At 40.1% G+C, this 12,475-nt stretch carries 11 protein-coding genes and 2 pseudogenes; 9 read left to right on the top strand and 4 right to left on the bottom strand.

Going from position 1 to position 12,475, the window contains the following annotated elements; all coding sequences use genetic code 11:
- The first annotated feature begins 30 nt into the window (after positions 1 to 30).
- The 4 genes from L1077_RS22220 (at position 31) to L1077_RS22205 (ending at position 5,267) form a co-directional block, all read left to right on the top strand.
- A complete protein-coding gene (locus tag L1077_RS22220; RefSeq protein ID WP_237139051.1) occupies positions 31 to 1,353 on the top strand; it encodes a hypothetical protein in 1,323 nt (440 codons plus the stop codon).
- Between the two features lie 202 nt (positions 1,354 to 1,555).
- Positions 1,556 to 2,170 (top strand): reverse transcriptase domain-containing protein, encoded by a 615-nt coding sequence (locus L1077_RS22215; protein WP_237139050.1) that lies wholly within the window; start codon positions 1,556 to 1,558, stop codon positions 2,168 to 2,170.
- A gap of 481 nt (positions 2,171 to 2,651) precedes the next feature.
- Positions 2,652 to 4,208, top strand: a complete 1,557-nt coding sequence (locus L1077_RS22210; protein ID WP_237139049.1) for a hypothetical protein — start codon at positions 2,652 to 2,654, stop codon at positions 4,206 to 4,208.
- A gap of 462 nt (positions 4,209 to 4,670) precedes the next feature.
- Positions 4,671 to 5,267, top strand: a complete 597-nt coding sequence (locus L1077_RS22205) for a GNAT family N-acetyltransferase (protein ID WP_237139048.1) — start codon at positions 4,671 to 4,673, stop codon at positions 5,265 to 5,267.
- 324 nt (positions 5,268 to 5,591) lie between these two features.
- Here the strand turns inward: L1077_RS22205 and L1077_RS22200 are convergent.
- From L1077_RS22200 to L1077_RS22190, 3 genes and pseudogenes are all read right to left on the bottom strand, one after another.
- Positions 5,592 to 6,633 (bottom strand): annotated as a pseudogene (locus L1077_RS22200) (IS481 family transposase).
- Between the two features lie 107 nt (positions 6,634 to 6,740).
- Positions 6,741 to 7,046, bottom strand: a complete 306-nt coding sequence (locus tag L1077_RS22195; protein ID WP_237139047.1) for a helix-turn-helix domain-containing protein — start codon at positions 7,044 to 7,046, stop codon at positions 6,741 to 6,743.
- Positions 7,047 to 7,070: 24 nt separating this feature from the next.
- Positions 7,071 to 8,179 (bottom strand): annotated as a pseudogene (locus L1077_RS22190) (IS3 family transposase).
- Between the two features lie 295 nt (positions 8,180 to 8,474).
- Between L1077_RS22190 and L1077_RS22185 the strand changes: the two are divergent.
- From L1077_RS22185 to L1077_RS22165, 5 genes are all read left to right on the top strand, one after another.
- Positions 8,475 to 8,858 carry a GFA family protein gene (locus tag L1077_RS22185; protein ID WP_237139046.1) on the top strand — a complete coding sequence of 128 codons (384 nt, stop codon included), beginning with the start codon at positions 8,475 to 8,477 and terminating at the stop codon, positions 8,856 to 8,858.
- Between the two features lie 185 nt (positions 8,859 to 9,043).
- A complete protein-coding gene (locus tag L1077_RS22180; protein ID WP_237139045.1) occupies positions 9,044 to 9,400 on the top strand; it encodes a VOC family protein in 357 nt (118 codons plus the stop codon).
- A 94-nt stretch (positions 9,401 to 9,494) separates the two neighbouring features.
- The gene (locus tag L1077_RS22175) at positions 9,495 to 9,671 is read left to right on the top strand and encodes a DUF6435 family protein (protein ID WP_152614486.1); all 177 of its coding nucleotides are present in this window, start codon (positions 9,495 to 9,497) and stop codon (positions 9,669 to 9,671) included.
- A 176-nt stretch (positions 9,672 to 9,847) separates the two neighbouring features.
- The gene (locus tag L1077_RS22170; protein ID WP_237139044.1) at positions 9,848 to 10,945 is read left to right on the top strand and encodes a serine hydrolase domain-containing protein; all 1,098 of its coding nucleotides are present in this window, start codon (positions 9,848 to 9,850) and stop codon (positions 10,943 to 10,945) included.
- Positions 10,946 to 11,164: 219 nt separating this feature from the next.
- Complete coding sequence (locus L1077_RS22165; protein WP_237139043.1) at positions 11,165 to 11,620, top strand: hypothetical protein; 456 nt, start codon at positions 11,165 to 11,167, stop codon at positions 11,618 to 11,620.
- A 25-nt stretch (positions 11,621 to 11,645) separates the two neighbouring features.
- On the opposite strand, the gene L1077_RS22160 is transcribed toward L1077_RS22165, so the two are convergent.
- On the bottom strand, positions 11,646 to 12,473 hold the full coding sequence (locus tag L1077_RS22160) for a CvfB family protein (RefSeq protein ID WP_046357872.1): 828 nt from the start codon (positions 12,471 to 12,473) through the stop codon (positions 11,646 to 11,648).
- Between the last annotated feature and the right edge of the window lie 2 nt (positions 12,474 to 12,475).

Here is a 12,475-nt window from a genome sequence, read left to right as displayed (position 1 = left end):
ACGCAAGGGATTTTATAGGTAAGGTTAATTATGAATCCACATTTAAAGAAAAAGCTTCAGCGTGCCAAAAAGAAACTGGATGCAAAAAATAGTATACATTCGGGCTCTGGCAGCTTAAGTGTGAGTAAAAATACAAGCGCACATAGCGCGCCTATTTTCAAAAAAATTGAAGGCAAACAGGCATTGTCGCAAGGCACGCCTAAAACTGATTTTGCCACCGGCCGTACTTTGTTTCCGGTTGATGTTGGTAATGGAAAAATCCAGTACTTACCCAGTAAAAAAGATGCCACCCCCGGTGAGCAAAGACTGGGTATTTTTGTGGCGGATAAATCCATTACCAAAGCACCAGCGAATAGCTTAGACAAACAAGGTAAAATTGTCACTGAATTCGCTACCGGGCGAACCCTATTTGCCACTCAAGACAGATATGGCAAAACCCAATATTTGCCGTCGAAAAGTGAAGCCAGTGCTAAGGAGTTGAGCAGTGGTAAATATGTTCCTGATAAGGCAGTTAAAATTAAGTCGGTCAATACGTTAAAACCCGGTGGAAAAATGGTCAAAGATGTCACGTCAGGGCGTGCACTCTTTGCCACTACCAACAGCAAAGGAGAAACCGAGTACTTACCCGCACGCAAAGATGCCACACCTAAAGAACTCGCCAGGGGCAAATTTGTAAGCAACAAAGACATAAAACAAGATCCACTCAATCCGCTCAAAATGCCCAAAAAAACGGTTACCGATGTAGCAAGTGATCGCACTTTATTTGCCACGATAAGAGAGACTGACGGAAAAGTCGAATATCTGCCCAAATACAGTGAGGCGAATGGTCTGGAGCGTGCTTCAGGTATGTACGTAATGGATCTTGATGTGGCCGAGGATGCAAAAGACAATGAACTGTTGGATCAAGCGCCTGAAGTCGATACCGACAACAATGACCGTAAAGTTTACCCGACCCGAGACGAAGAAGGTGATATTGAATACTTGCCACTGAAGAGCGAAGCGACGGATGAAGAGTTGGCGGATGGTGAGTATATTGATAACGAGGATTTTATTGCGTTTCAGGAGGCAATAAGTAAAGCCAACGTAAATGATGCTGCATCCAGCCAACCGGAGCAAGCACAGAGCGAGCAAAAAATGATCTCTATGCTCAACACTCCAGAAGACATTAATACACTCAGTAAACAAGCCGATGCTACGGCTCCAGACAGGCTGAGTAATGATAGTAAAACAGATGTTGAACTTGATACTGGAATTGAAATCAGCGGGGAAGATACATCGGAAAAACCTCCGATAAGTGGGAATACTAGTGAGGAGGAAAATAATGCCTTGAAGCAAGCACTCAAGCAGCTCTAATAGACACAGTCCAAAAATCAACCATCTCCTTCGATGACAGAAAAATTTAATGATCATATTGTCTCAAATAGCAACCGGTAAAAACTTAGAACAGGCCTAGCAGTGGTTATGTAAACGGCGAGAAGACAGCCACTTTAATAATGATATTTGGCATCTTAGGTTTCACTGGCAAACCATCAAACCCCAGCTCAAAGAGCTATTATTGACTGGAAATTATCACTTTTCCCCTTGCAAAGCCTACCGGGTTAAGGGCGAAAGTATTGGGGTCTGGTGTGCACAAGATGCCTTAGTGTTAAAAGCAATGGCGTTGGTGCTGAGCGAGTATTTATCACCAAAGCTCAGCCAGGATTGTTATCACATAAAGGGCAAAGGCGGGAGTAAAGCCTATGTGATGACAGTAAAAGCAGAGACTTCTCAATATCGGTTTGTCTGTCGTAGTGATGTGAATTCCTATTACGCCAGTATCAATCATCAGATTTTATTGAAACAGCTCAACATGTTTATTCCTGATAGCAAGGTGATGAGATTAATCGAACGCATGTTGACGCGCTTAGATGATGTAAATGGCCAGCTCTATTCGATTGATATCGGCATCAATAAAGGTAACCCCTTATCACCGCTGCTCGGTGCGGTATATCTCATGCCAATGGATACACGATTGAGTGCGTTTTGTCGAAAACAAAACATGCGGTATTACCGCTATATGGATGACTGGGTAATTTTATGCAAAACACGACACCAATTACGCCATGCCGTAAAAATCATGAACACATGCTTGGAAGCGGTAAAACAAACTAAGCATCCTTTTAAAACGTAATTTGGAAGAATTAAGGAGACAGGTTTTGATTTTCTTGGATACCGGATAACGCCAAAGATAAAAAATTCAATCGGCCTCGCCTGGAAAACCTGGGGCAACCACTTTAGCAAACTAAAGCAGCTTTATGAGCAAGGTATCTCGAAAGAATCTATCGCTGAGTATGTGAAAAGGTGGCTCACCTGGGTGAAAAGCGGGGTCAACATTAATATAGACAAAATTATTAAACAAGGGTTAAAGAGTAGCGCTGGAGTTGAGCTAAACCGTCACCATCAGGTGGCTGAGGTTTACTTCGTCTGACTTATTGTGAAGCAAGCGATTTGACCCCTTAGTTTACATACTTATCTAACCATCAAAACACTTTGAAATACCATGAAGATAATCTCATTTGAGTCCATTGTGCGGACTTTCATCTAATTACGAATTGGCTGGTTATTTCTGTGTTAATGCATCAAAAAATTCAATTTATAAATAGGAGCAAATAATGGACCATAAGAAGAAGTCAAAGATGACTAAACAAAAGCAAAAAGCCTTAGATAAAGATGAGGGGCGACAACTAGTACGAATGGCAGAAATCGATATAAAAAAAATCAAAAATGAAATCAGTGAGTTAGAGCATAAAAAGGAAACATTGTCAGGTCTTAATACCCATTATAGTGAAGATAGTGAATTGATGCAGAAACTAATGGGAAATGATGATGAAGGGTATGTCTCTCTTAAAAGAAATACCAGGGTTCAGATGAGAAACAAGTTAAGAGGAGCTGATACTCGAAATAGTTATGATTACCAGATTCAACAAAAAAATAGGCATTTGACTACTACAAGAGGCAAAATTACCACTATATACAATAAATATGGCATTGGAAATGAGCGGCCCCGAAGTGAAAGCGTTACAAGTACCCAGATTAAAATCAATGACTTTCTGAAAATGAGAGGCTGGACACAGAACTCGATAGGGTGGCGTCATCCTCGCAAGAATGATCCTGGTGGAGAAATCTATTGGAGCGCGGGGCAAACAAACACGACAGCAATTAATTATAATGAGCTTGGCTCTTTAATAAAAGGGGTTTCAAAGCAAGATCTTGCAACGGTGATAATTGGACCAAAGGACGAAGGGTATTGGGATGCCTGGAAAGCTATTGAAAACCAAGCAGGTAAAAATAAGAAAATCATAAATGGAGTAAAAATGCTCGCAACAATTGTAAATATTGCCGAACCTAAAAGAGGTGGCGGGGCGGTAAAGATGTTGGTGAATTTACTTAACAATAAAAATATCGGCGATGTACAAGTAGCACTAAGTCAATTCCCGTATATGACTGCAGTGGGTGGCAGGGCTAAAGCTGAAGAGCGACTAGAAGATCTAGAATCTGGACAGGAACATCTAGCTAAGTACTATAACGAGAATCCTTGGTTCAGTAAAGATGACAAAATCGAAGACTTTGAATCAAACTCTGAACAGCAACAGCAACAGCAACAGCAACAGCAACAGCAGCAAAAACCTAAAATCAGGAAAAGTGATTCAGAAGTCATCTCTGATGAGGACGATTTCGATGAAAGTAACGACTATCAATCAGGTCTTCAACAGCAACAAAAAACTAAAATGAGGAGAAGTGAGACAGAAGTCTACTCTGATGAAGATGATTTCGATGAAGATGACGACCATGAATCAGAGCTTCAACAGCAACAAAAACCTAAAATCAGGAGAAGTGAGTCAGAAGTCTACTCTGATGAAGATGATTTCGATGAAGATAACGACCATGAACCAGAGCTTCAACAGCAACAAAAACCTAAAATGAGTAGCAGTGACCGAGAAGGCAACATTGATGAAGAGGATTTCGATGAAAATAACGACTCTGATTCGAATATTCAACAGCAACAAAAACAAAAAACTATGACAAATGATTCAAAAGGCTACTCTGATGAAAAATTCATCTCTCAAGTTGATCAAATAAAAAAGGAGAAAGGCAAAAATTATATTTTAATAAAACCAAAAAATGTTAATAATGATAAAAAATTCGAAGGGTTCCCATTATCTCAATAACAAAATAATGATCTTACGAAAGGTTATGATTTTTTTTTGTAAATTACTCTTTGATGGGCTCTCTGGGCTTAAGTATTGGTTTGGCGCAGAAGACCAAATACCAATGAGTTAAAAATATTGGGGCAGTGATTTTAAGGCTTCAGTGATCCATTTCTATCGTCAAAAAGCATCCAAAAATAAATGTGGGAAAGGTATATTTTTGGGGGCTCGAACACAAATTACACTATTGCCATTGTCAGGTGAATACCGTCAGGATCTCATTAAATATACATGTAACATTAGGGTTAATAAAAGTTTCTAGCGCACCCATTTATCTCTATTACAATAGGCTTGTGTCGAGCTTGATATTGAGATTATCTTCGCCAGTTCACCACAAGTCAAAGGGGGAATTGAGCGAGCACTCGATACACTACAAAATAGACTTATACGTGAGTTACTTAAATCAGGAGTACAAAGAAAAAGATGCGGTTAAGACGCAAAAAAAACAACACCTCAAAGCTGGTGATAGAACATATCAATCACCAGCGTCCTCCTTTATCTTCTAAATTGCATAAACAAACCACGCTAAATCAAATCGAGCTGGTCCCCTTATCTGCCAGTCATCGAGACGACCTAATAAAATACGCCAGCGATATCCAGGTCGCCCGTACTTGTGATCTCCCTCATCCATTTCAACCCAAAGATGCAGATAATATGATTGCTGCGACAAGTAATGCCGAGCGAGCAGATTTTGTGATTTTGTATCAGGGGCAATTTGCTGGGGTAATAGGGTTAGGCCAAATAAACATAGAGAGGTCATCTGCATGGGTATCTTATTGGGTTGCACACCCTTTTTGGCGTAGGGGTATTGCCACACAAGCTTTAGAGCAGTTGAAAAACATAGCCAAGAACGAGATGGGTTTGCAGATACTAATAACGGGCGTGTGGTCGCAAAACCCAGCCTCAAAACAGATATTGGTCAAACACGGGTTTAAAACAGTTCGATGTCATTACAGGACTGAACACTACCACAATCGCTTTAATCAAGAGCATGTGAATGAAATGATATGTCATTTATAATTGTTTGAACCTTAAAGGAGTCCGAAGCAAAGTCAGTTCCAACCAGTGATCCGCACCAGAACTTTAACCCTTAGTTGAATTAGTGTGATTACCAAGGGAAACTGACGGTATAATTACAGAGCGACTTTGACGTAATCACATTATCAGCGTCAGCCCAAGTTGGCAACTCGAGTCGACTTGGGAAGTAGCTCCAACTTAGTCAGCCTTAGAGCGGCTGTATTCATATTTTCTCGTAGCCATAGATAACGCACACCCGCAGGACTGATTTGTACTAGCTCAGACTTGATCTGACAGTTACCCGTTTTTCAATCGGTGACTGTCAGCTTAGATTTGAGCTAAATTTTTTTCTGCCCAAATTCGTTTTCCATCTTCCAATGTTTCAAGTGGCGTTCTGCCACAGCACATTTTTCCTTGATGAGTTCGGTTATTATTGTAATAAACCATCCATTCGTCCAGATCCTTTTGTAATTCTTCTAGGGAGCTATATAGCTTTTTACGGAATGTAACCTGATAAAACTCATTTAGTATTGTCTTATGGAACCGCTCACAGATACCGTTTGTCTGTGGCGACATGGCCTTAGTTTTTTGTTTGGTCGATATCGTTAATCGCCAAATATAACTGGTAATCATGATGCTCGACTTTACCGCAATACTCCGTGCCTCTGTCAGTGAGTATGCGTAGCATTGGCAACTCATGCTGTTCGAAGTAAGGTAGAACCTTATCATTGAGTATGTCGGCCGCTGTAATTGGTGTTTTGGTGGTATAGAGCTTAGCGAAAGCTACTTTGCTGTACGTATCTACGAATGTTTGCTGATAGATACGTCCAACACCTTTTAGGTTGCCAACGTAAAACGTATCTTGTGAGCCTAGATAACCAGGGTGAGCTGTTTCGATTTCGCCACAAGCCTCATCGTCATTTTTCTTTTTTTCAAGCGCAGCGATTTGGCTGTCTGTTAAGATAATACCTTCGTTAGCTACTTTGTCTTCCAATGCTTTCAGGCGCTTCTTAAAGTTCTCTAAATTATGACGTAGCCATATCGACCGAACACCACTGCCTGATACAAATACACCTTGCTTTCTTAATTCATTACTCGTTCTGTGTTGGCCGTGAGCAGGGTAATCAACAGCATATTTTATAACAGCTTGTTCAGTTGCCTCATCGACTCTGTTTTTAATGTTTGGAGACTTACGACTTTTATCAACTAACGCATCGAGCCCGCCATCTTCGACCAGCTCTTGATATCGATAAAATGTATCTCTTGAAACGCCCATAACTTTACAGGCTTTAGAAACATTACCTAATTCTTCAGCAAGATTAAGCAAACCAGTTTTGTGTTTAATGATTGGGTTGTTAGTATGTAACATGAGAGTTACCACCTTTAAGTTGTTTTGATTAAAAGATTCGACACCTTTATCAAAACGGGTAACTCTCAATTTTTCAAATCGAAATGTCAGATGAAGTCGAGACTAATTCAACTGATTTCAATGTCCATTTTAGCCTTGAGCTGACGAGATATTTGAGCTTGGCCTAGGTGAGGGTTTTTAAGGCTGAAGTCTATAACGACTTTTTCTAGTTCTTCTTCGGTTCTATTTTTATATCGTAAATCAGGTGTCTCTTGCCGCCTTAGCGCGTCAATTCCGCCTTCTTTGATGAGTCGCCTGTGGCGGTAAATGGTGTCTCTTGATACACCACTGAGCATAGCAGCTTCGGATACGTTGCCAAGCTTGTCTGCTAATGCTAAGACATCTAATTTTTTCTGTATCTCGATATCTTCCATTGAGGTTTGTTCTGCACAACTAAATCAGGACACTTTTCTTAAAGAACTTAGCTCATACTCCGCTGGCGATAAATCACCATTAGCAGTATGCAATCTTTCTAAGTTGTAATAGTGTATATACGCGGCTACGTCTGTTCTCATATATTTTCGTGTTGGCTGAGGCACTTTTAACAACCAATCATACTTTAAGTACCCGAAGAAGCGTTCTGCAACCGCGTTATCCCAACAAGCACCTACATCTCCCATGCTGTCCCGAACTGGTGTATTGTGACCCCGACCTGAATGGTACACTAAACCTATTGGTGGTGGGCGCAAATTATGCGCTTTTATAATCGCTTTACTTACTAAGTCTGTCGTCATGCGCTTATCAATGTGTCAGCCGTCAATTCGTCAGGAGTATAAATCCATTACTAGGTACATTCAGCCTTCACCCGTTCTCAAGTACGTGACATCACCAGTCCAAACTTGATTTGCTGCTACAGGATTGAACTTTTGATACAATAAGTTATCAGCCACGCTATCACTGTGTTTGCGCTTCGTCGCTACCTTATAGGCAACCCATTGTATCACAATTAAGCTGAGCTTTTTCATGAACTGTTGAACTCTATAATTACTCACCTGAAAGTCTTTCTTGCATAACTGTTTCTTTAATTCTCGGTAACCCAAGCTATTTCGGCTGCTTTTAAAATCGCTTTGGCGCTTAGATATAGATTAAGCTGCTCAGGTGCGATGCACTTCACAGGCCTATTCAGCCAATCATAATAAGTGCTGCGACTCACACCAATTACTCTACAAAGCTGCGTAACAGGAAATATCGACGAGAGTTGTTTTATCGTTTTAAACGCTGTTTGGTTTCCTTTAGCAACAGGGAATAGGCATTTTTTAGGATTTCTTCTTTGTGTGCCTAATCATTGATTTTTATTAATAACCTTCAAAATCTCAGCTCGCTAATCAGCATTTAGGCTTGTTCCAGATTGCTCTGCTTCAAACTTAGCTATCCAGTTGTATGGTAACTTATCTGTGATCCCTAAGGATGCTGCTGCTTTGGCAACGCTATGAATTTGTTCTGTGACCAATGCAACAGCTTCTTGCTTAAACTCTGTTGGATAACTTCTATTTGTTCTTTTTGTCATTTTCCACTCGATATTTGGATTATACTCCATTATCAAAGTGCCCTGTATGATTAGAGCAGATCATGCCTTCTAATAAAGGAAATGCTTGAGTTTCGGAACTAGAAAGATATATCACACGTTTATATAATATATCATTGAGTTGTGAGTCGGAGGTTGGGTTTTGTAATTCCTTAACTTTCATTATATGATTCCATTTTAAATGATTATATATTTTAAAAATTAGAAGTATTATTACTAGGTCAAAAATGACCGGTTAAGATTAATAAAAATATAAACCCAACGCGTAAGGGAATGAATGAAAAGTCAATATAATGGCGGGTGCTTGTGCGGAAACATTCGATTTGTCGCAACAGGTGAAGCGCGTAATCCACATACTTGCTCGTGTAAAATGTGTCAGCGTCATAGCGGTTCATTAACTCAAGTATGGGTTGAGTTTGATAAAAAAGACGTTAACTGGGTTGGACCGGGGGGAATTCCGAAAATTTGGCGTTCTTCAGACTATTCATCACGTAGCTTTTGCGACGTGTGTGGTAGCACATTAGGGGCCATAGATGACGACCCAGTGATTGCTTTAGTGCTCGGCACTTTTGATTCGCCCAATAGAGTCGCACTTAGGCCAACCTCACATTCTTATGTATCAAAAAAGCCGAAATGGTGGCATGTTAACGCTGAGGTTTGATAAGCTCATAGACTGTATGATTTGCCACTAGAGTGTTCAAATGCGGCAGTCTGTTAAAGCATATATCTGTTCGAAGTGGTGGAGATCAACTCCCAAAAGAAAAAAGGCCGGGCACGGGTAACTAATGACACAAGTTTGTCGTAATTATCACTAAAAAAATTAGTCAAACTTGGGGGAAAACAATCATGAATCAACATGAAAAACTCAATTATGTGGAGTTTGCTGCAAATGATTTGCAAGCGACAAAAGCTTTCTTTACTCAGGTTTTTGGTTGGGAGTTCGTCGATTACGGCCCTGAATATACTGCTTTTACAAACCAAGGGTTAGATGGGGGCTTTTATAAAGCGGAAATGTCCAGCCAAGTTGCAAGTGGTGGCGCGCTATTGGTATTTTACAGTAGTGATATTAAGGCAACACAGGCAAAGGTAGTTGAAAATGGCGGTGAAGTTGTAAAACCTATCTTTGAATTTCCGGGCGGCTGTCGCTTTCACTTTGTAGAGCCAAGCGGTAATGAATTCGCTGTCTGGTCAGAAACGCAGTAGTTTGATTTAAATATCTTAGTGAATTAAAAAGCACAACTGATCCATACCGTTACTCAATTCGTTTAGTGAGAAAAGACTAACACGAGATAAAGGTATGTTTGGATTTTTAAAACCTGACCCAGTAAAAAAACTCAGAAAGATTTACGACAAAAAGCTTGAGCAAGGTATGCATGCGCAAAGAAATGGAGACATTAAGGGCTATGCCATGTTAACAGCTGAAGCTGAGGCTATTTGGAAAGAGATTGAGACATTGCAAAATAAAAGCAATTAGCTTGAAGTTGTTAAGATTAATAACGCACAAAAAACGGCCATTCTAAATTAAGGGTATGGTCGTTTTCACTATTTTATTCTTATTTATGGAATAAATAGGCACGCTTCACTTACTGTAAGATGTTATTTATTGTATCCTCCTTGTGAATATTTATTAAAAACAAGGACAACATACGGATGATGACATCGGTTTTCAAATCGGCCAGATTTGCCGCACTCTACACAATAATTGCTAGCACGACATTGTCTGCATACGCTAACTCCGTTGATGACCTAATAAAACACACCATGGAAAAACGCAATATTCCTGGGTTGCAACTTGCAGTGGTAAAGAACAATAAAATCGTAACAGCCCAAAGCTATGGTTTGGCTAACTTACAACATGACGTACCGGTTAAAAATAGCTCCATTTTTTCGATAAATTCAATGACCAAAGCCTTCACAGGGGTTGCCTTAATGCAATTGGAGGAGCAAGGCATATTGTCAATTGATGATGAAATTGGCAAGCATTTACCAGATTTACCCAATGCGTGGCAAAAGATTAAAATTAAACACCTGATGGCCCACACCTCTGGTTTACCAAGGATTTTAAGCGGACATAACATAGACTTAATTGTCAGAGGTAACCCAAAAGCGTCTTGGGATAAAGTGCAAACATTACCTATGGCGTCTGAAGTGAATAGCCAATTTTCTTATAACCAAACGGGTTATGTGATTGTCGGTAAAATTATTGATAAATACGTTGATGGTAACTTTATTGAGTTTATAACAGAGCATCAGTTAAAACGCGCCAAGATGAACTTAACCGCCGACGCTGGTTTTGAATATATGACACCAGTGATTAAGGATCAGGCGCAGCAGTACGTTTATGATGGTCAAAACAAGCGCTTTATCAATATTCAGGGTCAGTTTTCATACATGATGAGAACCGCAGCAGGTATGAATTCAACTGCGACAGAATTGGCCAATTACCTGATTGCACTGACAAACAAAAAACTGACTAAAAACCTGGATGGGCTTTGGGCACCGGTGGTGCTAAATGATGGCACCATTAGAGGCTTTGACAAGCTGCAAAATGGTTATGCCATTGGCTGGCAAGTAATAGACAGAGAAAATCACCCTGCGGTCAGTGCCAGCGGCGGTAACGCGGTAACCATGGTGTATTACCCAGAAGATAATGTATCTGTGGTTGTGCTAACAAACCTTGCTGGTGCTCTACCTATTCATTTTACCGATAAAATAGCAGCAGAATATATCGAAGGATTTGCGTTGTAATTTCCAGCATTATGAGTGGTACGGTCTGATTACAACTATCAGGCCGTTTAATACGAGTGAAATAGCATAGGCCTTTAGGAGGGGGACACCGATATAGTTCGTAAAACAGCTTCCTTATTACTCACACCATACAACGCTCCTTGTTATCAAACCAAAATAATTATTCAACAATATACCTTTAAGATATTTTCTCGATATATAAAAGCATGAGGGAAAATAATGAAAGGAGCTCTACCTAGTATTTTAGTTTTATTTCTAGAGGCTTGCATGCCAAGCAATGTCTACGATGCACCTAAAACGATGGACTTAATAGCCAAAACAGAAGCAGCCGCACCAAACTCTATTTATGGCGTTTATCGTTTTAAAGTTAAGTCTGCCGCAAGGCGAGGAAGTGTTGTATTTTTAAATACTGAAGATGATTATCGTGATAGGCGCAGTGTTGCAATCGTACTGGATTTAGAGGAAATAAAACAGCTTACTGAACTGCATGGACAAAGTCCTGAGGTGTTCTTTTTGAATAAACAAGTAGAAGTTGTTGGCGAGGCGTATAGAGCAAAAGTTAATCTTTATTGCCTACCGGGCGTTAAACCGACACAGTACTATTACCAAACACGGATATCAGTACAACATTATGATTTTATTAAAGTAATAAACGAGATAGGAGAGGTGACTTAAAGCAAGGTTCAAGTCACCAAAAAGACTATTTTCGAAGTGAAATTGAGTTCGCTTCGATATCAATCTTGCCTTGCTTAAATAAGCCACCAATGGCTTTTTTAAAGTTAGCTTTACTGGTTGAGAAAGCTTGCTTGATAAGTTGAGGGTCTGACTTGTCACCTAAAGGTAAAAAGCCGTTGTTTTCTTCTAGCTTGGCAAGGATTTGCTCACCAAGGCCTGAAATCTTCTCGATCCCCGGCTTTTCAAGTAGCACATCAATTTTGTCGCCTTCGCGTACTTGCTTAATAAAGCCTTTCATACGCTGGCCGATGTACATACGCTTAAATACCGTATTAAAGAACACCATGCCAAAGTGCGTTTCATTAATAACCACTTTGTAGCCAAGATCTGTTTTAGCAGCCACGATTAAATCGACTTCTTGGTTTTTCTCGTAATTCGCAGGTGTTTTATTAACAAACTTATTGAGGTTACTTGAAGCGCATAAACGCTTGCTGGCATTGTCCAAATAAAGCTTTACTAGGTAGCTATAGCCTTCACGCATTTTTGGCTTTTGCTCGTTGTATGGCGCTAGTACATCTTTTGCGATGCCCAAGTCCATAAATGCACCAACTTTGTTAATTTGCTTCACACGAAGTAAGGCAAACTCACCTACTTGTGCAATGGGATCTTTGGTAGTTGCACAGGCATGACCTTGGTTATCTGAGTAAATAAAGACTTCGACGTTATCGCCTTCTTCTAAATATTCAGGCTTTTCATCCAAAGGCAAAAATACATCGCCAAGCTCTTTGCCGTCGAGGTATGCGCCTTCTGCACAGATCTCTTCAATCATTAAAAATTGCTTAGTTCCTAGCATGG

The organism is Pseudoalteromonas luteoviolacea (genome assembly GCF_021654285.1).
GTDB lineage: Bacteria > Pseudomonadota > Gammaproteobacteria > Enterobacterales > Alteromonadaceae > Pseudoalteromonas > Pseudoalteromonas luteoviolacea_J.
The sequence above is the reverse complement of the archived record's forward strand: the minus strand, read 5'-3'. Positions and strand labels throughout refer to the sequence as shown.

Excerpts from the sequence above, each read along its gene's own strand:
- L1077_RS22220 (WP_237139051.1), top strand. The coding sequence starts at position 31 with ATGAATCCACATTTAAAGAAAAAGCTTCAGCGTGCCAAAAAGAAACTG.
- L1077_RS22210 (WP_237139049.1), top strand. The coding sequence starts at position 2,652 with ATGGACCATAAGAAGAAGTCAAAGATGACTAAACAAAAGCAAAAAGCC.
- L1077_RS22205 (WP_237139048.1), top strand. The coding sequence starts at position 4,671 with ATGCGGTTAAGACGCAAAAAAAACAACACCTCAAAGCTGGTGATAGAA.
- L1077_RS22195 (WP_237139047.1), bottom strand. The coding sequence starts at position 7,046 with ATGGAAGATATCGAGATACAGAAAAAATTAGATGTCTTAGCATTAGCA.
- L1077_RS22185 (WP_237139046.1), top strand. The coding sequence starts at position 8,475 with ATGAAAAGTCAATATAATGGCGGGTGCTTGTGCGGAAACATTCGATTT.
- L1077_RS22180 (WP_237139045.1), top strand. The coding sequence starts at position 9,044 with ATGAATCAACATGAAAAACTCAATTATGTGGAGTTTGCTGCAAATGAT.
- L1077_RS22175 (WP_152614486.1), top strand. The coding sequence starts at position 9,495 with ATGTTTGGATTTTTAAAACCTGACCCAGTAAAAAAACTCAGAAAGATT.
- L1077_RS22170 (WP_237139044.1), top strand. The coding sequence starts at position 9,848 with ATGATGACATCGGTTTTCAAATCGGCCAGATTTGCCGCACTCTACACA.
- L1077_RS22165 (WP_237139043.1), top strand. The coding sequence starts at position 11,165 with ATGAAAGGAGCTCTACCTAGTATTTTAGTTTTATTTCTAGAGGCTTGC.
- L1077_RS22160 (WP_046357872.1), bottom strand. The coding sequence starts at position 12,473 with ATGCTAGGAACTAAGCAATTTTTAATGATTGAAGAGATCTGTGCAGAA.